Origin of the sequence: Acinetobacter pullicarnis (assembly GCF_006352475.1) — a bacterium.
Lineage (GTDB): Bacteria > Pseudomonadota > Gammaproteobacteria > Pseudomonadales > Moraxellaceae > Acinetobacter > Acinetobacter pullicarnis.
This window is the reverse complement of record NZ_VCMZ01000001.1, coordinates 2,491,190-2,513,477: the sequence shown is the minus strand read 5'-3', so window position 1 is coordinate 2,513,477 and position 22,288 is coordinate 2,491,190. Positions and strand designations below refer to the sequence as shown.

Annotated in this window: 19 protein-coding genes and 3 tRNA genes; 13 read left to right on the top strand and 9 right to left on the bottom strand. The window is 41.9% G+C overall.

The annotated features are described in order from the left end of the window. The first annotated feature begins 102 nt into the window (after nt 1-102). The 3 genes from FD716_RS11070 (at nt 103) to FD716_RS11060 (ending at nt 423) form a co-directional block, all read left to right on the top strand. A tRNA-Leu gene (locus tag FD716_RS11070) sits at nt 103-187 on the top strand. Between the two features lie 42 nt (nt 188-229). Then, nucleotides 230-303, top strand: a tRNA-Trp gene (locus FD716_RS11065). Between the two features lie 35 nt (nt 304-338). Then, nucleotides 339-423 (top strand) — tRNA-Leu (locus FD716_RS11060). A gap of 203 nt (nt 424-626) precedes the next feature. Here FD716_RS11060 and FD716_RS11055 read toward each other — a convergent pair. The 3 genes from FD716_RS11055 to FD716_RS11045 form a co-directional block, all read right to left on the bottom strand. Continuing rightward, a complete protein-coding gene (locus tag FD716_RS11055) occupies nt 627-830 on the bottom strand; it encodes a hypothetical protein (RefSeq protein WP_139852389.1) in 204 nt (67 codons plus the stop codon). A 443-nt stretch (nt 831-1,273) separates the two neighbouring features. Beyond that, the gene (gloB, locus tag FD716_RS11050) at nt 1,274-2,005 is read right to left on the bottom strand and encodes a hydroxyacylglutathione hydrolase (RefSeq protein WP_139852388.1); all 732 of its coding nucleotides are present in this window, start codon (nt 2,003-2,005) and stop codon (nt 1,274-1,276) included. A gap of 147 nt (nt 2,006-2,152) precedes the next feature. Beyond that, a complete protein-coding gene (locus FD716_RS11045) occupies nt 2,153-2,548 on the bottom strand; it encodes a hypothetical protein (protein ID WP_139852387.1) in 396 nt (131 codons plus the stop codon). Nucleotides 2,549-2,908: 360 nt separating this feature from the next. Between FD716_RS11045 and hutC the strand changes: the two genes are divergently transcribed. Beyond that, a complete protein-coding gene (hutC, locus tag FD716_RS11040; protein ID WP_005332366.1) occupies nt 2,909-3,661 on the top strand; it encodes a histidine utilization repressor in 753 nt (250 codons plus the stop codon). Nucleotides 3,662-4,360: 699 nt separating this feature from the next. On the opposite strand, the gene FD716_RS11035 is transcribed toward hutC, so the two are convergent. Continuing rightward, the gene (locus FD716_RS11035; protein ID WP_139852386.1) at nt 4,361-5,611 is read right to left on the bottom strand and encodes a ParB/Srx family N-terminal domain-containing protein; all 1,251 of its coding nucleotides are present in this window, start codon (nt 5,609-5,611) and stop codon (nt 4,361-4,363) included. A 433-nt stretch (nt 5,612-6,044) separates the two neighbouring features. On the opposite strand from FD716_RS11035, the gene hutU reads away from it, so the two are divergent. The 5 genes from hutU (at nt 6,045) to hutG (ending at nt 13,269) form a co-directional block, all read left to right on the top strand. Next, on the top strand, nt 6,045-7,721 hold the full coding sequence (gene hutU / locus FD716_RS11030) for a urocanate hydratase (protein WP_139852385.1): 1,677 nt from the start codon (nt 6,045-6,047) through the stop codon (nt 7,719-7,721). A gap of 140 nt (nt 7,722-7,861) precedes the next feature. Beyond that, entirely contained in the window at nt 7,862-9,400 is a 1,539-nt protein-coding gene (gene hutH / locus FD716_RS11025; protein ID WP_139852384.1) for a histidine ammonia-lyase, read from the top strand. Nucleotides 9,401-9,472: 72 nt separating this feature from the next. After that, nucleotides 9,473-10,939, top strand: a complete 1,467-nt coding sequence (locus FD716_RS11020; RefSeq protein ID WP_139852383.1) for an amino acid permease — start codon at nt 9,473-9,475, stop codon at nt 10,937-10,939. A gap of 105 nt (nt 10,940-11,044) precedes the next feature. Next, nucleotides 11,045-12,250 (top strand): imidazolonepropionase, encoded by a 1,206-nt coding sequence (gene hutI / locus FD716_RS11015; RefSeq protein ID WP_139852382.1) that lies wholly within the window; start codon nt 11,045-11,047, stop codon nt 12,248-12,250. A 77-nt stretch (nt 12,251-12,327) separates the two neighbouring features. Continuing rightward, nucleotides 12,328-13,269, top strand: coding sequence for a formimidoylglutamase (gene hutG, locus FD716_RS11010; protein WP_139852381.1), 942 nt, complete (start codon nt 12,328-12,330; stop codon nt 13,267-13,269). 52 nt (nt 13,270-13,321) lie between these two features. On the opposite strand, the gene FD716_RS11005 is transcribed toward hutG, so the two are convergent. Beyond that, nucleotides 13,322-13,966 (bottom strand): alpha/beta hydrolase, encoded by a 645-nt coding sequence (locus FD716_RS11005; RefSeq protein ID WP_139852380.1) that lies wholly within the window; start codon nt 13,964-13,966, stop codon nt 13,322-13,324. Nucleotides 13,967-14,091: 125 nt separating this feature from the next. On the opposite strand from FD716_RS11005, the gene yaaA reads away from it, so the two are divergent. Together yaaA and FD716_RS10995 are read left to right on the top strand one after the other, a co-directional pair. Further along, complete coding sequence (yaaA, locus tag FD716_RS11000) at nt 14,092-14,868, top strand: peroxide stress protein YaaA (protein WP_139852379.1); 777 nt, start codon at nt 14,092-14,094, stop codon at nt 14,866-14,868. Nucleotides 14,869-14,938: 70 nt separating this feature from the next. Next, complete coding sequence (locus FD716_RS10995; RefSeq protein ID WP_139852378.1) at nt 14,939-15,565, top strand: HD domain-containing protein; 627 nt, start codon at nt 14,939-14,941, stop codon at nt 15,563-15,565. Between the two features lie 391 nt (nt 15,566-15,956). Here the strand turns inward: FD716_RS10995 and FD716_RS10990 are convergent, their stop codons facing one another. The 3 genes from FD716_RS10990 to FD716_RS10980 all read right to left on the bottom strand — a co-directional run bounded on the left by FD716_RS10990 (nt 15,957) and on the right by FD716_RS10980 (nt 19,012). Further along, nucleotides 15,957-16,745 (bottom strand): DUF4198 domain-containing protein, encoded by a 789-nt coding sequence (locus FD716_RS10990; RefSeq protein WP_139852377.1) that lies wholly within the window; start codon nt 16,743-16,745, stop codon nt 15,957-15,959. 223 nt (nt 16,746-16,968) lie between these two features. Then, entirely contained in the window at nt 16,969-17,460 is a 492-nt protein-coding gene (locus tag FD716_RS10985) for an FKBP-type peptidyl-prolyl cis-trans isomerase (RefSeq protein ID WP_139852376.1), read from the bottom strand. Between the two features lie 277 nt (nt 17,461-17,737). Continuing rightward, a complete protein-coding gene (locus tag FD716_RS10980) occupies nt 17,738-19,012 on the bottom strand; it encodes a D-alanyl-D-alanine carboxypeptidase PBP6B (protein WP_139852375.1) in 1,275 nt (424 codons plus the stop codon). Between the two features lie 183 nt (nt 19,013-19,195). Here FD716_RS10980 and FD716_RS10975 point away from each other — a divergent pair, with 183 nt between their 5' ends. Continuing rightward, nucleotides 19,196-20,893, top strand: coding sequence for a M61 family metallopeptidase (locus FD716_RS10975; protein WP_139852374.1), 1,698 nt, complete (start codon nt 19,196-19,198; stop codon nt 20,891-20,893). 97 nt (nt 20,894-20,990) lie between these two features. Here the strand turns inward: FD716_RS10975 and FD716_RS10970 are convergent, their stop codons facing one another. Continuing rightward, on the bottom strand, nt 20,991-21,416 hold the full coding sequence (locus FD716_RS10970) for a hypothetical protein (RefSeq protein WP_228714945.1): 426 nt from the start codon (nt 21,414-21,416) through the stop codon (nt 20,991-20,993). A gap of 164 nt (nt 21,417-21,580) precedes the next feature. On the opposite strand from FD716_RS10970, the gene FD716_RS10965 reads away from it, so the two are divergent. Beyond that, nucleotides 21,581-22,162 (top strand): nitroreductase family protein, encoded by a 582-nt coding sequence (locus FD716_RS10965; protein ID WP_139852373.1) that lies wholly within the window; start codon nt 21,581-21,583, stop codon nt 22,160-22,162. The last annotated feature ends 126 nt before the right edge of the window (nt 22,163-22,288 follow it).

The window sequence follows — 22,288 nt, the reverse complement described above, 5'->3', positions numbered from 1 at the left end:
AGCGTTATATGGCTTTTTGTTTTTTATTTAAGCAAACAAATTGATTTTTCATAAAAAGGACTTGTCAGGTAGTACTGATCTCTATAATATACACAGCCATCGGGGGGCGTGGCGGAATTGGTAGACGCACTGGATTTAGGTTCCAGCGCCGCAAGGTGTAAGAGTTCGAGTCTCTTCGCCCCCACCAAGTAAAACATGAAGTGGCATTAAAGCTTGATGAGTTACTTATAGAGGATTGGTGTAATGGTAGCATGACGGTCTCCAAAACCGTTCGTCAAGGTTCGAGTCCTTGATCCTCTGCCAAATTCTTAAGAGACCCCATCGTGGGTCTTTTATCTGGGGGCGTGGCGAAATTGGTAGACGCACTGGATTTAGGTTCCAGCGCCGCAAGGTGTAAGAGTTCGAGTCTCTTCGCCCCCACCATATTCTAAAAAAGACAAGATTCTATCTTGTCTTTTTTTTTGCTTAAAATTTATAAAGCCCAAAAAAAATAAGCACCAACATCATGTTGGTGCTTAGGGTAAGACATCATCGTGAAAGAAATTAAACTAAGACGCGCTTAAAGTGTTAAAACAATATTGTTATACAGGGGTTGCGTACAAAGTCGCTGAGTCATTAAAAGGTACTTAGGCCTTCAGGTGATCCTCAAACTCTTCACCTAACTGGAGTGCCAAAGAGTTTCCAGCAAGATCGCAGGTGACCAAACCATATTCTTTTTTAAAGCTAAATGTGAAACCACGATTATCAGTAAGGGTTCTTACTGAATAACCCAATTTTTCTAACCAAATTCTAAATGCAATTAAATTTTTTGCTTTGACGACCTTTTTCACGATTCGTTCTCCATTCGTTTACCTAATAAAAATAATAGGGATTAAGCCTGAGTTTTTAAAGGGCTAAGTGCGCAATTATTTTAATTTATATTGTTTGACAAGGGAGAGTCGTGCATTTTAGTGACGATAAAATACGGGATTGTTGTCGATTAAAATGGGAATTTATGTATTTTATTTTTAAAATTAATATAAAAAACAATATGTTGTGATTTTCTTTGGAATGGGCTAAAGCGCGACTCAAGCAAGAAAGGCCATGACGTATATTTAAATTTGATGAAATATTTTGTATTACTTCTATTTTATAGAAATTTAAGATAAATAAAAAAATATGGACTTAAGTCACGTTTATTGGTGCTTTAGGTAAGAACTTGTATTGTTGTTATAAAAAATGCCTAAGCTGAGGTTTATATATTAAACCCAACTTAGGCATTTTATTTTGATGCTTAGTACTGATCCTTGAGTTGACGAATACGAGCAAATTCTTCAACATTTTCAGTTCTAAGAAATGGGTTGGTGGCTAGTTCGAGTTCAATGCGGCTGGGTAGGGTAATTTCACCACGTTGCCGTTGCGCTTGGGTTTCTTGAAGGCGGTGTTGTAACGCAAGATTATTTGGTTCTATTTCAATTGCAAACTGAGCATTGGCCAACGTGTATTCGTGGGTGCAATAGACTAGCGTTTGCGGTGGAAGTGCGGCCAGTCGGTTGAGGGAATGGTACATTTGCTCAGGTGTACCCTCAAAAATACGGCCACAGCCCATAGCAAATAAGGTGTCGCCACAAAATACACTGTCTAGATGGTCAATATAATAAACAATATGACCTAAGGTGTGCCCAGGCACTGCGATAATCTCTACATTAAGCCCTTGGAACTCAAAATGATCATCATGTTGTAAGGGATGACGAATAAACGGAATTTTACTGAGTTCTTCACGTGGCCCATAAACAGGGATTTGAGTATTGGCAATTAAATCCGGTACTCCACCAATATGATCTTTGTGCCAGTGCGTGAGCCAAATTTGACTGAGTGTGAGTTGCTGTTGCTCACAGTATTGCTTTACAAGATCTGCTTCAGTTGGATCAATTGCGACCACTTGTGCGCTGCTGGTATGTTCAATTAACCAGATATAATTTTTCAGGGCATTTTTGACATCAATGACATGGATTTTATATGACATGTTGGTGATCCTTCAGGTGCTCGCTGGGTCGGCTGCATTGGTTTAACGCTATAAATGAACAAAAGATTCTGCTTAGCGCTTGATCTACACATTTAAATTTTTAACTGGGCTGAGTATAACAAAGATTTAAGTTGGCTAAGGTTGTGACTACAAGGCACATTTAAATGTGGTTTCTTTTAAATCTTGATTGAGCTGATCCAATTCGTTTTGGGTGCGCGTGTATTTCACGTCTAGTTTGTCGCGGCTGAGAGATGGCTCATTGATTTGGATTTTAAAATCTTCAAAATTTTTATCGATTAAATCTAAAGATTTAAACTTTATTTTGATTAATTCACATTTGAGTTTTAGGGAATCTAATTTTTCTGCTTGGCTTGGGTTTTGCTTAAGCCGAAGTTGGTATTTAGATTGATTACTTGCACTGGATGCATGGTCGAATTCTTTTTCGAGTTGTTGGAAGGCTTGGGTAAATGTTGGTTTTGGCTCAGCTAAAACGGAACTTGAAAATAAGGCAAGGCCAAGCAGGAGGCTAAATTTGTTTTGCATAGTTCAAGTTTTAAGGAATTAATACAACAACATATAATATGTTCAAAAGTTTTCAAGTGCTTTTGCTGGTTTAATTGCGTCAGCTATTACTGAATAGATGACTGAACCGACAATTCTGTATGTACTTTATGCTTAATGAGCAGTACGCTTTATTTTTTGTTGTATATATCACATAGATTGGGCATTGCTTGAAAAGCACCACAAAGGCTTAATCCATCATGAGACTTTTACTAGGTAGTCTAAGCTTCTATTTGATTTTTTATATACAATTGAAAAGTTATCGGTTAAAACTATGTATACTCTTGTCTATACAAGCTGAAATCCTCTGAACACGCTACTCGCTCTCTATAGAATATAATTATGTCGATTAAACTGAACCCTGAAAATTTTGACTTTTCGATGGATCAAGATGAACCATTGCCGATTTATCAACGTATTAAAAAAATTATTCAAACAAAAATTTATGAGGGAAGCTGGAAGGTCAATGAGAAAATTCCTTCCGAAAGTGAATTTGTAAAACAATTGGGTTGTAGTCGGATGACGATTAACCGTGCATTAAGAGAGCTCACTCAAGAAGGTTTGTTGGTGCGTATACAGGGGGTGGGTTCTTTTGTGGCTGAAGGTCAAGGACATACCGCTTTATTTCAGATTAGTAATATTGCCGATGAGATTATGGCGCGGCATCATCTGCATCGCGCAGAAGTGCTGAAGTTAGAGCAAATTCAGGCAGATGCAGCACAAAGTTTGGTAATGGGGTGTCGTGAAGGGACGGACTTATTTCATTCGATTATTGTGCATTATGAAAATAATATCCCAGTACAACTCGAAGACCGCTTGGTGAATGCAGCTTTAATTCCAGCATATTTACAACAAGACTTTCTCTCAATCACCCCACATGCCTATTTAATGGCGCATGCCCCTATTAGTGAGGGGGAGCATATCGTTGAAGCCGTGTTGGCCACAGTGCAAGAAGCCAAATGGTTGAAAATGAGTAAAACCGAACCGTGCTTGCTGATTCGACGTCGGACTTGGTCAGATAAAAACTTAATTTCCAGTGCACGTTTGACCTATCCGGGAAGTCGCTATCATCTGGAAGGTAAATTTATTCCTTAATCGCCGAGCTTAAATTTTCATTTTAAAATGCACAATAACGTGATTGATTGGGGAATATCACGGATTGAAACTGATAATGAGGGCCGCGTATGCGATTAGGGGTAAAGCTTTTCTGTAACGTATGCTTCTTTGCCAATATCCATTATGCATACGCCAATAGCTGCGAGGAGCCGGCATTTATAGGTTCGTTGCTACAGCAGGCTTAGTTGAATTTAGATCAGAGATCTCATTGCGGGTTGTCTGGTTTTACTGAATCAAGTCGATTGGGTGGTAATAATCTATCAACGCATTATAAAAGCTTATGACGCGAATTAGATGATGTAGGATTATGCGATCTATTTACTGACAGCAGATCAAAAAACAGAATAACGGATTAGTTGTTATAAAGATCCTTCATGGTTTTTCTAACGCAGCCGCATGGCATGGTAGACCTAAAAGTCAATATTATAGTGGCTTAGGAAATATCTGCACTCGATCAAGGTGATTGTGTCAATGTTGCAACTAAGCCCAAAAAGCTGAGTCATATATTAAAATTTAATGGCCAAAATATGTGGTCCCAAAATATTTACAACAACCTGCGGGAGAGTAAATAGTAGAGGAAGCATGCCGTAAGTATGTGAGTGTTTAGACATGAATATCTATAATTAAAAAAGGAACCTAAGCCGGTTCCTTTTTTAAAGTGTTAAAGCCTTACTAGAACTACCAACCCCAACAAGTGCCTGTTTGTGGTTTACCACATTGATTATAATTTACAGCGTACCAGACACTACCACCTGTTCTCGGGGACTTATCTTTTTTGATTTCATCACGGTTTAACTCATCAAGGTTACTAATCGCGTTTGCGGTAACCGAACCTTTGGCTGCATTCTTTTCTAGGCGCAGTGCACCAAGATCTGCAGCAGTGAGATCTTTATAAATTAAATCCGTTGGCTGGGTAGATCCCATTAAAATCGAATAGTTGGCAACAGCGGCTTGATATCCAGTTGCACTGCCAGAAACCGTGAGATCTGATTTGATGGCACTGCTTGCCAGTACATCTGCCGCACCATAGGCTTTTGCATCCAAGTGATAAAAGCTCAAGGGTTGAACTAGACCTTGTGTGCTTTGTTTCTGGAACCAATCTTCCCACAAGAACTCAGTAAAATCAGTTGCATTAGCGACTTTTTCATAGCCGATATCACGGGTGAAATAGACCAGTGAACGGTATGGATTGTTTTGCATGCCATTTGGATTCGACGTGGATAATAAACCTAAGTTCTTTGGCAATTGTTGATAGGTAATGCTTTCATTTTTGCCATTTCTTAACCAAGTACGCCCTGTATGCTGCATTTTCGCCCAAAACTCATCTGCTGTTTTGAGGTTACTTTCATTGGCAACAACTTTTACCCAAACTTTGAGCTTTGTACCACCATCAGGGAGTTCTTGTAGTTGCGACATGGTGTGATGTCCATCGGTCAGATAGAGTCGGCCGTCATAGCCCACCACCACTGTTTTTAAGTCGGCAACTTCAGTCCCAGGTTGTTCTGTACAACCGAAGCTATCGAGTTGTTTTAGATTGGCTTTTTGCAAGGCTTCAATTGTCTTGAAATCGTCACGGCTTTTTGCGCCAATTGCTTCGCAATAATCACTAAATTTTTTACCAATGGTTTTGTTGAGATAGACCAATTGATTTTCAGGGCTAGCTTGCCATGTTGGGCGGTTGACATCCCCCTGCCAACGACCGAGTTTATAATAAATTTGATCATAGCCAATTGCCCCTTGCGTAGGTTTTAAGTCTTCAATATTGACTTGAATGACATCATTTACTTTGGCAGTTAAAAAACGTTGATCTCGTGAATCGGTTGGAGGAGAAACAACATTTTGATCATTTGAATCATTGCAGGCGGTTAGCCCGATCATACAACTGAGTGCTAAAGCAATGCTTCCCATGCGATAACTTTTTATTTTCATGATTTTGACTAGGTCCCTAATAAACTAGCCTATTTTCACTGCCTGAGATGTCATTCATGTGACAGCGCTTAAATTACATTTGCTTAATTTTAATGCTATTCAAACATTTAAAAACGATTGTTTTGTCAGGTATTAAACAATAATGACGATAAAATATTTGCGTATTACTTGATAGAAAACAGCATATTTTGATCAGATGGCTTATTTTTTCCATGAAACCTATGTTTTTTTGCATATGCTTTTGTATGCAAGTGTATTTTTAATATTTTAAAAATCAAAAACTTATTTTAAAAATAAAAAAAATTCATCAAGAGTTCTTTTCAAGTTACAAAATCTCTGTTAGTGTTTACCTGTATATACAAGTTAATACATCTTTAAACGAAGCTTGTAAAAAAGACTTGATCAAATTTTATGTAGCACAAGGAGTTCTACAGTGACCGCACAAATTACAAAATTTAGAGACGTTGAAATCAGAGCACCTCGTGGCAATAAACTCACTGCAAAAAGTTGGTTGACTGAAGCGCCTTTACGTATGCTGATGAACAACTTGGATCCTGACGTTGCTGAAAATCCAAAAGAGCTTGTGGTTTATGGTGGTATTGGTCGTGCTGCACGAAATTGGGAATGTTATGACAAAATTGTTGAAACGCTAACAACGCTTGAAGATGACGAAACCTTATTGGTTCAATCAGGTAAGCCAGTGGGTGTTTTTAAAACGCATTCGAATGCGCCACGTGTGTTAATTGCAAACTCAAATTTAGTGCCACATTGGGCAAATTGGGAACATTTTAATGAACTTGATGCTAAAGATTTGGCGATGTATGGCCAAATGACAGCAGGTTCTTGGATTTACATTGGTAGCCAAGGCATTGTACAAGGCACGTATGAAACTTTTGTTGAAGCAGGCCGTCAGCACTTTAACGGTGACTTGACCGGTCGTTGGGTCTTAACCGCAGGTTTAGGTGGTATGGGCGGCGCGCAACCATTGGCTGCAACTTTAGCTGGCGCATGTTCACTCAACATTGAATGCCAACAAGCCAGTATCGATTTCCGCCTACGTACCCGTTATGTCGATGAGCAAGCGGCAGATTTAGATGATGCTTTAGCGCGTATTGCAAAATATACAGCAGAAGGCAAAGCGATTTCGATTGCACTGCATGGCAACGCAGCGGAAATTTTACCAGAATTGGTACGCCGTGGTGTTCGTCCAGATATGGTGACGGATCAAACCAGTGCGCATGATCCACTCAATGGTTATTTGCCAATTGGTTGGACTTGGGAAGAATATAAAGACCGTGCGAAAACTGAACCACAAGTCGTGACCAAAGCTGCAAAACAGTCGATGGCGCAACATGTACAAGCCATGCTCGATTTCCAAGCACAAGGAATTGCAACATTTGACTACGGTAATAACATCCGTCAAATGGCACAAGAAGAAGGCGTGGAAAATGCCTTTGATTTCCCAGGATTTGTACCAGCATATATTCGTCCATTGTTCTGTCGTGGGATTGGTCCATTCCGTTGGGTGGCCTTGTCTGGCGATCCAGAAGATATTTATAAAACAGATGCAAAAGTTAAAGAGCTGATTCCAGATGATGAACACTTACATCATTGGTTAGATATGGCGCGTGAGCGTATTAGCTTCCAAGGTTTACCTGCACGTATCTGTTGGGTGGGCTTAGGTCTACGCGCTAAACTCGGTTTGGCGTTTAATGAAATGGTTCGCAGCGGTGAGTTATCTGCACCAATCGTGATTGGTCGCGACCATTTAGACTCAGGTTCTGTGTCTAGTCCAAACCGTGAAACTGAAGCGATGCAAGATGGCTCAGATGCGGTATCGGATTGGCCATTATTGAATGCCTTGCTCAATACAGCAGGTGGGGCAACTTGGGTGTCGCTCCATCACGGCGGTGGTGTAGGAATGGGCTTCTCTCAACATTCTGGTGTGGTGATCGTATGTGATGGTACCGATGAGGCCGCCGCACGTATTGCACGAGTTTTAACCAATGACCCAGCAACGGGCGTGATGCGCCATGCTGATGCGGGCTATGACATCGCAATTGAATGTGCCAAAGAGCAAGGTCTTCATTTACCAATGATTACAGGCTAAGCGCTGTTCTGGTGACGTTTGAAAATGAGTCATCTGCGTAAATGGATCGTTTTAAGATCTCGCAGGTGGCTTATTCGACCTGATTCAATCGCTTTTAAGGCATTGAAGTACAACAAAGATTTGTAGTTTAGGATGACATGATGCAAAAAATATTAAAACCAGGACAGTTAAGTTTGGCAGAGTTACGTCAAGCGTATTTTAATCCCATTCAAATTCAGCTTGATCCGCAAGCGATTCCAGCCATTGAAGCCAGTGTGAACTGTGTCAATAGTATCGTGGCTGAAGGTCGTACCGCTTATGGTATTAATACCGGTTTTGGTTTGTTGGCTTCAACCAAAATTGCAGCAGAAGATTTAGAACAACTACAACGTTCATTGGTTTTATCACATGCTGCGGGCGTGGGTGAGCCTTTGGATGATGCCATGGTTCGTCTGATTATGTTGCTTAAAGTCAACAGTTTGGCACGTGGCTTCTCTGGTATCCGTGTCAAAGTCATCGAAGCGTTAATCGCGCTTATAAACGCAGAAGTTTATCCACATATTCCATTAAAAGGCTCAGTGGGCGCATCAGGTGACTTAGCACCGTTGGCACACATGTCGCTTATATTATTGGGCGAAAGCCAAGCGCGTCATAACGGCAAATGGTTACCCGCTGTTGAAGCGTTAAAAATTGCAGGCTTAGAACCAATTTCATTGGCTGCAAAAGAAGGCTTAGCACTGTTAAATGGTACTCAAGTTTCAACTGCTTATGCATTACGTGGTTTGTTTGAAGCCGAAGACTTATTTGCTGCAGCCAGTGTTTGCGGCAGTTTAAGTGTTGAAGCGATGTTGGGTTCACGTGCACCATTTGATGCTCGTGTACATGCAGTCCGTGGTCAAAAAGGTCAAATTGACAGTGCTGCAATTTACCGTGATTTGTTGACTGAGCACAGTGAAGTTGCTGACTCACATCAAGACTGTAGCAAAGTGCAAGACCCGTACTCATTGCGTTGCCAACCGCAAGTGATGGGTGCGTGTTTGACCCAAATTCGTCAAGCTGCTGAAGTCCTCGAAATTGAATCAAATGCCGTTTCTGATAATCCATTGGTTTTTGCTGCGGAAGGTGATGTGATTTCAGGCGGTAACTTCCATGCTGAGCCTGTGGCGATGGCAGCGGATAATCTGGCCTTGGCGATTGCGGAAATTGGATCACTTTCGGAACGTCGTATTTCAATGATGATGGACCGTCACATGTCACAATTGCCACCCTTCTTGGTTGCCAATGGTGGGGTGAACTCTGGCTTTATGATTGCACAAGTGACTGCAGCTGCATTGGCGAGTGACAATAAAGCTTTGGCGCATCCACACAGTGTTGACAGTCTACCGACATCTGCCAACCAAGAAGACCATGTGTCTATGGCTCCGAATGCGGGCAAACGTTTGTGGCCAATGGCAGACAATGTTCGTGGTGTGCTTGCTGTTGAATGGCTTGGTGCATGTCAGGGCTTAGATTTCCGTGAAGGCTTAAAAAGCTCACCGAAACTGGAGCAGGCACGAAAAATCCTTCGTGATCAAGTGCCTTACTATAGTGAAGACCGTTTCTTTGCACCGGATATTGAACAGGCCAGTAATTTATTGAACAGTCGTTGCTTGAGTGAACTCGTGCTTGCAGATATATTGCCTAGCGCAAAATCCAACTAAACGTCACTGAGATGTTAGCGGCCACGTAGAATGGCCGCCTTATTAAATAACTTCAGGGAATGGAGAATTATAATGTCAGAAAACTCCACATTATCGCGCGGGTTAAATACCCGTCATATACGGTTCTTAGCATTAGGCTCAGCGATTGGAACAGGATTGTTCTATGGATCTGCTGCAGCCATACAACTTGCTGGACCTTCAGTCATACTGGCTTATCTTTTTGCCGGTATCGCGATTTATATTGTGATGCGAGCTTTGGGGGAGATGGCTGTTCGTAACCCAGTTTCTGGGTCTTTCAGCCATTACGCATCACAGTATATTGGCCCTCTGGCGGGGTTTACCACCGGCTGGACTTATGTGTTTGAAATGATCATTGTGGCACTTGCTGATGTGACTGCATTTGGTTTGTACATGGGGCTATGGTATCCGGATGTGCCACGCTGGATTTGGATCATGTCATTAATCATGTTCTTAGGCGCGATTAACTTGATTCACGTTAAGGTCTTTGGCGAACTCGAATTTTGGTTATCGATTATTAAAGTGACAGCTATTGTCGCGATGATTGTGGGTGGCTTTGGTTTAATGTTCTATGGTTTTAATGGTGGACATCAGGACTTTGTTCCAGGTATTGCCAACCTTTGGGAACATGGCGGCTTTATGCCAAATGGGATTGGTGGCTTGATTGCATCATTAACCGTTGTGGTGTTTGCTTTTGGTGGTATTGAAATTATTGGGATCACTGCAGGTGAATCTGCAGAGCCGAAAAAATCAATTCCTAAAGCGATTAATGCAGTACCGGTACGTATCTTATTATTTTATGTGTTAACCATCTTTGTCTTAATGTCGATTTTCCCATGGAACCAAATTGGTACCCAAGGCAGTCCATTTGTACAGATTTTTGAAAATCTAGGTATTTCATCAGCTGCCAATATTTTGAACATTGTGGTGATTACCGCTGCGGTATCTGCGATTAACAGTGATGTATTCGGTGCAGGACGGATGTTATTTGGGATGTCGACCCGTGGTCAGGCACCGAAAGTGTTCCAAAAGTTGACCAGAAATGGTGTGCCGTGGATGACTGTGGTCATGATGGTTGCAGTATTGATGGTTGGTGTACTGTTGAATTATTTGATTCCTAAAGATGTATTCCTGATCATTGCATCGATTGCAACTTTTGCGACAGTTTGGGTCTGGTTAATGATCTTACTTGCGCAGGTGGCAATGCGTCGTCAGATGTCTCCGCAAGAAGTAAAAGAACTGGGTTTTCCAATTATTGGTTGGCCGTATGCACCCGCAATTACAATTGCCTTTATGGTATTCATTTTGGCGATGATGGCGTACTTCCCAGCATCACGTCCTGCGATTTATGTCGGCATTGTATGGCTAGTCATATTGACTATTGCTTATAAGATTTGGGTTGAGCCGAAGCAGCAAAACGATGCTGATGACGATCAATCGAGTGAAAATGTAGAAGTTCCTGCATCAGTAAAAGCCTCAGTCAAGCTTGATGTCGCAGATAACGTAGAAGTCAAAAGCTAAGCTTTAAAACCAATTAAGCTCCCAGTGCGGAGCTTAATTTTTATCATTTATACCTGTTTTAAGCGGCCGTATGTTGTATGCATAAGGCAGTACAAGGAGATGCGAATGAAAAAGCGTTGGTACAATTGCCATATCGCGACCATGCAAAATGGCCAATATTCGATAATTGAAAATGGCGCCATCATAAGCAATGCTCATTTAATTGAGTGGATTGGGCCTGAAGCAGAATGTGCTGTGGACAGCAGCATCGAATCTATTGATTTGCAGGGGGCTTGGGTAACACCTGGCCTAATCGACTGTCATACCCATAGTGTTTTTGGGGGGAATCGCAGCCGCGAGTTTGAACAGCGCTTAAATGGTGTCAGCTATGCAGAAATTGCAGCGCAGGGCGGGGGTATTGTCAGTACTGTTAAAGCTACTCGTGCAGCAAGCGAAGCTGAGCTTTTGGCATTGGCACTCAAGCGAATTGAACATCTACGCCGTGAAGGCGTGACCTGTATTGAGATTAAATCGGGTTATGGCCTTGATTTAGCCAATGAACGTAAAATGTTAAGGGTGATTCGTGAAATTGCAGCGCAACTTCCGCTTACCGTAAAAAGCACGTGTTTGGCAGCTCACGCTTTACCCCCTGAATATCAAGATCGCGCAGATGAATACATCGATCATGTCTGCGACATCATGTTGCCGAGCTTGCATGCCGAACAGCTAATCGATGCTGTTGATGCATTCTGCGAATATCTTGCATTTAGTCCAGCACAGGTTGAGCGTGTTTTTCAAACCGCGAAACGCTTAGGCCTACCGATTAAACTGCATGCAGAACAATTGTCTGCACTGGGCGGGTCAAGTTTAGCAGCACATTATCATGCCTTATCTGCCGATCATTTAGAGTTTATGAGCGAGGATGATGTGTTGGCGATGGCGGCTTCAAATACTGTTGCGGTGATATTGCCGGGTGCTTTCTTTATGTTAAAAGAAACCCAATATCCTCCGATTCAAAGCTTGCTTAAACATGGTGTACCCATTGCATTATCAACCGATTTAAATCCAGGGACATCGCCAGTGCTATCACTGCGATTAATGCTGAATATGGGCTGTACGCTTTTTGGCTTAACCCCAGAACAGGCTTTGGCAGGCGCGACCCTACATGCAGCACAGGCCTTGGGGCTTGCAGACAGCCATGGTAGTTTGGCTGTGGGTAAAGTCGCTGATTTCGTGGCATGGGATATTGAACATCCTGCTGAAATTATGTATTGGCTAGGCGGTGATTTAAATAAACGCGTCATTCACCATGCACAAGAACTGACATTTTAATTTAAAAGCTGATCTGCTATGACCGTGTTGTGACGCAATACTGTCGTGCTGGCATCACATCTCATAGGATAATCTTTATGCCCAATCAAGCTTTTCAATGGCAAGGCCGTAACGATGGTGAAGGTGAGGCGCACCTACGCATTCACAATATAATCAATCAATCACGCCAAGCGACGTATGCACTGATGGGCTTTTGCTCGGATGCCGGGGTAAAACGTAATTTGGGTCGTATTGGTGCGGCCGCAGGGCCTGATGCAATTCGGGCACAATTGGCAAATTTACCCGTACATCAACCGGTTGAAATGATCGATCTGGGCAATGTAATTTGTATTGATGATCAACTGGAGCAAGCGCAATTTGAATTGGCAGAGATGATTGATCTGAGTCTGCAAAGAAAGATGATGCCAATTGTGCTTGGTGGTGGGCATGAAGTTGGCTTTGCCAGTTTTAGTGGCTTATTCAAATATTTGCATGCGCAGCACCCAGAACGTCGCTTGGGCATTATCAACTTTGATGCGCATTTTGATTTGCGCCAAGCACCGCGTCCAAGTTCAGGCACCCCGTTTCTACAAGCGGCAGAGGTAATGCAGCAGCACGGCAAAACATTTAATTATATGTGTCTTGGGGTAGGGAAACACTCGAATACCAAAGTGCTATTTGATACTGCCGATGCCTTAGCCTGTGATTATCTGTATGACCATGAAGTCACTATGGCCAACCTGCCTGCCGTGCTGGATCGTATTGACCAATTTATGGCAAAAATAGACGATCTCTATGTCACCATTGACTTAGATGTATTCACTTCTGCATTGGCACCTGGGGTAAGCGCACCCGCCGTGAAAGGGGTTGATCTAACCACCTTTGAGGCGATTTTTCAGCATTTACAACGTAGTGGCAAAATCCGTCTGCTCGATTTGGCCGAATGCAATCCAACATACGATATCGACAATAAAACCGCCAAGTTAGCGGCTTATATTGTATTTAATTTTATTTTTGCGCAGGCTGAAGCACAGGCCTGATTTATAAGAGCTAAGGATTGAGGTGGATTTTAAATTAATCACCTCAGTTTAGCTATAACTTGGCAGTACGCACCACTAAAAACCGAGAAATAGCCAAACGCAGTTGATTAAGGTAGCCGGTAAAATAATGATTGGCACCCGGAAGCACGGTAATCAAATGGCGTTGTGGGCGTGCCCAAAGCATCAGATCAGACAGTAAGGTCACGTCATCAAGTTCGCCATGAATCAGTAATAAATCAGCTTGAATCGCTGGAGTGTCATAACATCTTAAGCCAGCAACATCGGCAGTGGGAAGGCCACATAAAATCATTTGTCTGGGTTTATGTTCCGCGCTGAGTCGTGCTTGGCAATTTGCTAGGACATGCGCACCAAAGCTAAAACCTGCGGCATAAAATGGCAAGCCTCTATGGCGTTGCTGGAGTTGCTCAATCAGATTGAGCATATCTTCTGTTTCACCAAAGCCATCATCATGTACACCAGCCGTTTGACCAACGCCACGGAAATTCGGTCGATAGACGATACAGCCTTGTTCAAGCAAGAGTTGCGCAAGTAGGGTGGGCACTTTATGTTGTGGTGTGCCACCGACCAGTGGGTGCGGATGACAAACCAAGGCAAAACCTGTGTATTCACCCAGAGGGTAGTCGACATAAATTTCCATTTTGCCAACAGGGCTTTCTAGAAAAATGGTGTCTGTCATACCGTTACTCGTTGAAATTGATGTAAAGCGCTATTCTAACGATTAACAGCATCAAAATCATGAATTGGTATTCAAATAGTGCTGCTGCTATAGTAGTTTGCAATGAATTTTGAAAAAGAATAGTGATGCTTGCTTTAATCTCTCCTGCAAAAACTTTGGATTACCAAACTGCACTGCCAACCGATCAATATACCCAAGCCAGACTGCTTGACCAGTCACAGCAACTGATTGAAGTCGCAAAAGTATTATCTGCTTCTGAAATTGCCAGTTTGATGCAGGTCAGTGAAAAAATTGCACAGTTAAATGTCGGGCGTTTTAACGATTGGCAAAGCGAATTTGATTTCTCCAATGCACGCCAAGCCATCTTTGCATTCAAGGGTGATGTTTATACTGGTTTAGATGCTTATCATTTATCCGACCCAGATATTCACTTTGCACAACAGCACTTACGTATGCTATCTGGGCTTTATGGTTTATTGCGCCCTTTAGATTTGATGATGCCGTATCGCTTGGAAATGGGTACCAAGCTCAAAAATAGTCGTGGTCATAACCTCTATGAATTTTGGGGTACTCGGATTACTCAACTGATTAACCAAGACCTTGAGCAAGCCGGTTCTAAAATATTATTGAATCTGGCTTCGGATGAGTATTATAAATCGGTGCAAGAAAAGCAGGTTCAGGCCGATATTATCAAGCCGGTCTTCTTGGATCAGAAAAATGGCAAATATAAAATCATTAGTTTTTACGCTAAAAAAGCCCGCGGTTTGATGGCGCGCTATATGATTGAACATAAAATTGAACAGGCAGATGATTTAAAAGCCTTTAATACTGATGGTTATTATTTTGATAGCGAAAACTCATCTACAACTGAACTGGTATTTAAGCGTGATGAGCAAGCTTAACCGCGTTTAAAATCAACGTTTTAAGCCATTATTTAGTTCACGATGAATCGCCTAGTTTGGAGTTCGCCCAATGTCGCAATATATTCAACAATTTAAGCAGCATTGGGCGCAGTTTCAACAGCGGTATCAACTCGATTCACAGCGCGCACAGCAGTGCTACACTCAGTTAGCACAAGCATATTTAGAGCCACAGCGTCATTATCATACGGTACAGCATATTGTTGAATGCTTAGACCTTTTTCATCAAGTCAAAGCCCAATTAAGTGACCCGTTTGCAGTGGAACTCGCCATTTGGTTCCATGATGTGGTCTATGACCCTAAAGCCTCAGACAACGAAGCCCAAAGTGCTGTTTTTATGCAGCAGTGTTGCCATGACTTTGTACCCGTGGCAGTGCTTGAAAAAATTGCCGCTTGGATCGAAGCGACGCAGCAGCATCAACCGAGTACGGATACGGATCTGAATTTTTTATTGGATATTGATTTGGCGATTTTGGCTAGTTCGCCATCGCGTTTCGCTGAATATGAGACTCAGATTCAACAGGAATATCATTGGGTTGAAGCAATTGTTTATAAAGAGAAAAGGGCAGCTGTTCTACGTTATTTTTACGCAATGCAACCACTTTATCAAACTGCATATTTCCAAGAAAAATATGAATTACAGGCCAAACAAAATTTAAGCTTAAGTCTTTGTAGATAAATTATAAATATTAATGGCTTACTCCTTCTTGTTCGAGTGACCCCTCAGCGTGAGGCATAGGGATCTACACAAATATTTAAGAAATGTATTTAGTCGAAATATGTAATCTATTTGAGCTTAATACACGGTATTTAAGTCCTGTTTAGATTTTGAATTTAGGACTGAATACAAATTTCATTGTATTTCAGAAATCCCCAATCTCCCCTCTTACGCCATATATGGCTCATCTTTTCCAAAGAGGGGGACTTTTTTGGGAATTCAAAGCCTAGTATAGGCTACACAACGCCCCTCCCTTTAGCAAAGGGAGGTCGGGAGGGATTTCTTTGGATCGTAAACAGCATATCAAAAGATGTGTAGATACCTATGTAGCGTGAGGGGACAAGGGCATGTTTTAAGGATTTACATTTAGTGAAACAATGGTGTAGTACTGATTCACAGGTTTCTTTTTAAAATCATGGGTTTCAGTGACTTCAACCAAGTATTGACCTGCGGTTGGGAACTGGACTTCAGCAATTCCTTCAGCATTGGTCACAAATTGCGTTGCTTGATCTTCAGTAGCACCTTGCGCAAGAATATTCACTTCTGCATTTTTCAAGACTTTTTGATCTTTCATCACCAAAATGTTGGTTGCAGTGGCAGCTTTGATTTCATTTGGGTGAGCTGAGAAGCTGATGCTCAACGGTGCTGCAATTTTTTGTGTAATGGCAGACGTTTTATTTTTAGATACATAGCTTTCAATGCTCCATTCACGGACAACATTTTCAACTTTCATCTTTTTAAAATCACTTGGAATCAAGTAATCACGGTCGGCTAAAGGACCTGCTTTTTCAGCGGTGGCATCGTAGACCGGTTTCCATTGCTTGTCGTGCTGTGCGTATTTTAATGGATAGCCAACGGTTGCAGAAATTTGATAAGTCCCATCTTCAGGCAGTGCCAAATCAAAAACAGTGGTCGATTTTAAATTAGATTCTGGGCTAATGCTGCTGCTTTTTTGACTCGGACTCATCACGGTAAATACGATGTCTTTCAGTGCGTATTCGCTGCTGAGGGCATTTTCAGCATAGCCTGAAAGTACAGGTGTCTGTGAGTTTTCAGTGACATAGGCCAATGGGGCTACATAAGGTTCATGTGCGAAAGTCGTTGAACTGAGTAAAGCACCAAGTAAAAGCATTTTTTTCATAAAAGTCCCCAATGAAAAAACATCAATAAAGTAAATAAGAATCATTATTGTATTTGAACGCGAAGATTAAGCAATGCTTTGATTATATTTAATATTCACAAAGCAAAAAAATAGACCCAAATCCAAATGGATCGGGCCTATTTTCGTTGTTTAAAGACTGAAGTCTGTATTGAAGCTTAAAGCTCGACAGATTCAGCTCTAAACGACCAAGATACGAGGTATCTTAGTGGTGATGACCACCAGCACCGTGTACATGACCGTGCTCAAGTTCTTCAGCAGAAGCATCGCGAATTTCAACGATTTCAACTTCAAAAGTCAGGTCTTGACCAGCAAGTGGGAAGTTAGCATCAACGATGATGTTTTCACCTTCGATTGCTTTAACGGTTACGATTTGTACGCCATCATCAGTTTGTGCTTGGAACTGCATGCCAGCTTCGATGTTGTCAACGCCTTGGAACATTTGAGCAGGTACTTCCTGAACTAAATCAGGGTTGTATTCGCCATAACCATCAGCAGCTGAAACGTTTACAGTAAATTTATCGCCTAGGTTTTTGCCTTCTAAAGCTTTTTCTAAACCTGGGATAATATTTCCTGCGCCATGCAAGTAAGCAAGTGGTTCACCTTGAGATTGGTCAAGGGTTTCACCTTCAGCATTTGTTAGTGTGTAGTGGAAAGAAACCACGTGATCATTTGCAATTGCAGTTGCATCAGTCATTGTATTGATCCATTCAATGTTTTAAGGGCTATATCATAAAGTGAAAAGCGATTTTTGTAGACTAAAATTACTAAAAAAATGCACTTTCACAGCTTTATGCCATTTTTTTGATTGATTGGGGCGGTATTTATAAAATCAATGTTATTCAACAGCTATTGTGCATTTTTCTTAAAATAATCGGTTTAATCATAAAGCGTGTGATGATGCTATTGGTCACATCATCACACTTTGTTATTGTTAGTTATTGATATTGCTTATAAAAAAAAGAACGATCTGTTTAAGCTAAAAATGGGAAAATATTTTGCAGCCACATCCAAAAGCGTTGATACCAGGTCGCTTGCTCAATATGCACACTATTTGAAATATCGAAGCTTTGTAGGAACTCATTGTTTTGATAAACATTTACTTTGGCTAAATGCATCAGACCTGCAACGGGTGCAGTGAGGCTTTGCTGTAGCAGTTCAACATTGAGCTTGGTTGAAGTTTGCTCTAGTGGAAGAACAGGACTGAGTGCACCTGCGGTGTCTGGAAGCATGATCCGTTGTGTGGTTTGGTCAAAGGTATTGAGGTCAATCGGATTTTGAGCTGTATAAAGGCTGGTCGTTACGATTTGCGGCGTTGGTGCTTCAACTTTAAACAGTTTGCTGGTGGCATTAATTACAGGGAGCTCGGCAATTAATTGTTTACCATGCAGTGCAACCTCATCACGGGTATAGGCATAAGCCAAGTTCATCAGTTTATGCGCGACTTCTGCGCGTTTATGTGCCGACTTGGTTCCCATGACCACCACCACGATCCGGCGCTCTGGGCTTTCAGTTAAATTGGAAGGGCGATGTGCAGTAAGTGCCAGATTATAGCCAGCCGCCTTGGTAAATCCTGTTTTCAAGCCATCAACACTTGGATCGAGCTTTAGAATTAAGTTGGTCGCTTCGTGAAAATGCGGACCATAGCTAAAACTCGGTTGTTTGGAGTAATGGAGATATTCTGGGGTTTCTAGTGCAACTACTTGTCCAAGGCGCGCCATATCAGCAGCAGAGGAGAGGTGGTCTGGCATGGTAATGCCTGCGGGATTGGTGAAGTGGGTATCTTTCATGCCAAGGGCTTGCGCTTCTTGATTCATACGTGCCACAAAGGCTGGCACACTGCCAGAAATTCGCTCAGCCAAACTGACCGCGGCATCGTTGGCAGACATCACAATTAAACCAGCCAATAACTGATCAATCGGAATCTGTTCACCGGGCTTTAAATACATTTGTGATTCATCGGATTGCACCGTGTTGACCACTGCCGTTGCTGTCAGAATTTCATTTTTATTGAGCCGACCTGCGTTGATTTCTTTGATGGCGATATAGGCCACCATCATTTTAGTGAGTGAGGCAGGGGCGCGTTGTGCATGGCTATTGTGTTCAGCAATTGTTTGACCGGATTGGCTGTCTAAAATAGTCCAAGATTCTGCTTCAACTGTACTTGGATTGATATTTAATAAACCTGCAAACGCGAATGTGGAAAATAACAGGCTGTACAGTACAAAGATAGAAGTGAAAATTCTCAACGGGGTATCCTTTCTCAGCCAATCTTTTGGCCATTACGTAATATAAAAACAAAGGGCATGCTATGCTTTTTTTCAACGCTTAGCTAGTGAGAACTGCTGTCAATTGCGACGAATAACGCCTGACTTTGTAAAAAAATGCTAATCTAGATGGCAACTGTCATTAGAGCGTTTCGAATATAAATTATGTTGCATTATCAGATCGAGTTTGACGATTATCGCCAGCATCTTATCCATGTCACCCTGCGTTTTTTGGCTGACCCAACTCAAGTGTTGTGGTTGCCAACTTGGATCCCTGGAAGTTATTTGGTGCGAGAGTTTGCGAAGCACATCGAAGCCGTTAAAGCCTATGATGAGGCTGGACGACGTTTAGAGATTCAGAAAATCGAAAAAAATAAATGGCGCTTATTTAATACGGATCACGAACTGATCACGGTTGAATACGATGTCTATGCCTATGATCTTTCGGTTCGTGGTGCTTACGTTGATCAAACCCGACTCTATGTCAATCCGGCCTGCGTGTGTTTAGGGCTTGAAAATCAGAATGATAAAGCAGTTGAACTCGAAGTATTCTTGCCTGAAGAGCTACAGCATTTTCAATTGGCAACCGGGCTTGCTGCAAAAAGTTTGGTCAAAGGACGTCATACCTTAAAAGCCAATGATTATATGCAGTTGATTGATAGTCCTTTTGAATTGGCGGTACAAAGTCGGTTTGCGTTTGAGGTGGCGGGTATTCCGCATCAGTTTGTCGTTTCAGGTCAGCATGCAATGAATGCTGAACGGATGCAGCAAGATATCGAAAAAATCTGCCGCACTGAAATTGAACTGTTTGGTTCAGCACCATTTAAAGACTATACCTTTATGACCATGGCAACGGGGAATAGCTATGGTGGACTTGAACATCCCAACAGTACCAGCTTAATTACTCCACGCGATGATTTACCAAAATGGAATGAGCCGGCTGAACCTTCTGCTGATTATCAGCGTTTCTTGGGCCTATGTAGTCACGAATACTTTCATTCATGGTTGGTCAAATTTATTCGACCTGAAAATTTCGTCAATTATGATTTGCATAAAGAAAGTTATACCTCATTGCTTTGGGTATTTGAGGGGATTACCTCTTATTATGACGACCTGATTCTGTATCGCAGTGGTGTGATTTCACAAGGTGCTTATGTCACTTTGCTCAAAGCACAAATCGACCGTTATTTACAAAATCCGGGGCGTTTTATTCAAAGCGTGGCGGAATCGAGTTTTGATGCGTGGATTAAATTTTATCGCCAAGATGAAAACTCCAACAACGCAGGTACCAGTTATTACAACAAGGGTGCATTGGTTGCGCTGTGTTTGGACTTAGGTTTACGTAGTCATGGTTCCAGTTTAGATGCACTGATGGGTTTGTTGTATCGCAATGCGCAACAAGGGATTCAGGTCAACACACAAACTATGTATGAGCTGTGCAAACAGTTAACAGGTCAAGACTGGTCGGATCGTTTAGGCTTTTTAATCAACCATACTGATGAATTGCCATTGGCACAGTTACTGCCAGAGTTTGGTTTGAGCTATACGCCCAAAGACAATAAGAACCTGCCATTTGGCTTAAAGCTGTTAGAAAAGCCTGAGGGTCTTCTGATTCAACAAGCGCGTCGTGAGGGCAGTGCTGTACAAGCAGGGCTTTCAGCATTGGATGTGATTGTGGCGATTGATGGCTTAAAGGCTACGATACCTTTGATGGCAGCTTATGCCAAACAAGCCAAGAGCTATACCGTACATGCTTTCCGTCGCGATGAGTTGATGCAGTTTGAAGTACAAGCCGCAGAAGTAGCTTTGACTGAAATTGAATTAAACGTATTGGATCAGCAAAAACTTGCAAAATGGCTCTAAGTCCATGTGATTCATTACATTATTGAGTGTTGTTTACTCAACAAAAAAGCCCAAGGATTTTGAATGGTCCTTGGGCTTTTGTATTGGGGTGATGAACTTAGCTATTTGCTTTGCAGCTAAAGGTTAAGGTGGTTTGGTAATCAGTGTCTTTCTCTAAGCTTGTTGGGGTTCCCAGTACAGTGCCCAATACACCCGCTGCGGCAGTAATCAGTTGCCCAGTTTTCTCATCGACCACGCCATTGAGGACGCCTGTATATTGGGTTTTTTCATCAATCAAAATTGGGGCTGCTTTTTTTCCACAGGTGTTGTTGGCTGCTGCAATGGCGTTATTTTTGGCTTGCAGTTGGCTTTTTGCCATTCCAGTGACTTCATATTGATTGTCAACTTTTTGAATGGCTAAATTTTGCGTTGGATTTGAGGCACATGCGACTAAGGTGATGGCTGCGAAAAGTGTTGTTGTTAAAGTGAATATAATATATTGTTCATATGAGATTCCAATTGGGAGGAATGAATTAAATAGCATGTATATAAGTTCAGGATTTTACATCAATTACGCCGTGAAATAGCGGTTTTGAGTAGTATTCCTGTGTCAGCACATCCTTAATTGCTGCGCAATGATCTGGCTAGAGTAATTTTGAGAGATTATGTTAAGCTTAGTCCGTGTATTCTATTTAGAAAAAGTGTGCAATGGTCGATTCTCAGCTTCAAATTATTCATGACAATATTCATCAGCGTCAATCCATTGGGCTGCTGATCGAGCCAGCACCAAGTTCAGAACAACTTGAACTTGCCTTTCAAGCGGCAGCAACTGCACCTGATCATCATCGTTTAAAACCAACAAAATTTATTGTGATTGGCCATGCGCAACGGCAAGCTTTTGGTGAGTTATTGTCCGAGGCAATCAAAGACTTGGGTGAAATAGATGCGGTACAAGTTGAGCGTGTTAAGCAGCATCCATTACGCGCACCATTGTTGATCTTGGCCATCACGCATATCCAAGATCATGCAAAAGTTCCAGAATTTGAACAGATTTTAAGTACCGGTGCCGCCGTACAAAACCTCTTGTTGTCTTTGCAAGCACAAGGTTTTTCCAGCATTTGGCGGACTGGCGCTGTGGTTGAGTCGGTGTTGCTCAAACAGGCCTTGGGAATCAAAGAGAATGATTTGATTTCAGGGATTATTTATTTGGGCACTGCAGCGAAGCCCATCCCAGCACGTAGCCTGCCTGAGCTGGACAGTTTTGTCAGTGAATGGATCGCACCGAAATAATAAGGACTGCAGTTTTGACGCTATTTCGATTGATTGAGCAGCATATAAAGTGCCTTAATCTTTAAGTCCGCAATAGATTCGATTTTTAAATCAGCAATACAGCAGAAAATAAATTAGGAAATTAAC

What these genes read in the sequence shown, in the direction of transcription:
- gloB (WP_139852388.1), bottom strand. Translation starts at nt 2,005, where the DNA reads ATGTCATATAAAATCCATGTCATTGATGTCAAAAATGCCCTGAAAAAT.
- FD716_RS11045 (WP_139852387.1), bottom strand. Translation starts at nt 2,548, where the DNA reads ATGCAAAACAAATTTAGCCTCCTGCTTGGCCTTGCCTTATTTTCAAGT.
- hutC (WP_005332366.1), top strand. Translation starts at nt 2,909, where the DNA reads ATGTCGATTAAACTGAACCCTGAAAATTTTGACTTTTCGATGGATCAA.
- FD716_RS11035 (WP_139852386.1), bottom strand. Translation starts at nt 5,611, where the DNA reads ATGAAAATAAAAAGTTATCGCATGGGAAGCATTGCTTTAGCACTCAGT.
- hutH (WP_139852384.1), top strand. Translation starts at nt 7,862, where the DNA reads ATGCAAAAAATATTAAAACCAGGACAGTTAAGTTTGGCAGAGTTACGT.
- FD716_RS11020 (WP_139852383.1), top strand. Translation starts at nt 9,473, where the DNA reads ATGTCAGAAAACTCCACATTATCGCGCGGGTTAAATACCCGTCATATA.
- hutI (WP_139852382.1), top strand. Translation starts at nt 11,045, where the DNA reads ATGAAAAAGCGTTGGTACAATTGCCATATCGCGACCATGCAAAATGGC.
- hutG (WP_139852381.1), top strand. Translation starts at nt 12,328, where the DNA reads ATGCCCAATCAAGCTTTTCAATGGCAAGGCCGTAACGATGGTGAAGGT.
- FD716_RS11005 (WP_139852380.1), bottom strand. Translation starts at nt 13,966, where the DNA reads ATGACAGACACCATTTTTCTAGAAAGCCCTGTTGGCAAAATGGAAATT.
- yaaA (WP_139852379.1), top strand. Translation starts at nt 14,092, where the DNA reads ATGCTTGCTTTAATCTCTCCTGCAAAAACTTTGGATTACCAAACTGCA.
- FD716_RS10995 (WP_139852378.1), top strand. Translation starts at nt 14,939, where the DNA reads ATGTCGCAATATATTCAACAATTTAAGCAGCATTGGGCGCAGTTTCAA.
- FD716_RS10990 (WP_139852377.1), bottom strand. Translation starts at nt 16,745, where the DNA reads ATGAAAAAAATGCTTTTACTTGGTGCTTTACTCAGTTCAACGACTTTC.
- FD716_RS10985 (WP_139852376.1), bottom strand. Translation starts at nt 17,460, where the DNA reads ATGACTGATGCAACTGCAATTGCAAATGATCACGTGGTTTCTTTCCAC.
- FD716_RS10975 (WP_139852374.1), top strand. Translation starts at nt 19,196, where the DNA reads ATGTTGCATTATCAGATCGAGTTTGACGATTATCGCCAGCATCTTATC.
- FD716_RS10970 (WP_228714945.1), bottom strand. Translation starts at nt 21,416, where the DNA reads ATGCTATTTAATTCATTCCTCCCAATTGGAATCTCATATGAACAATAT.
- FD716_RS10965 (WP_139852373.1), top strand. Translation starts at nt 21,581, where the DNA reads ATGGTCGATTCTCAGCTTCAAATTATTCATGACAATATTCATCAGCGT.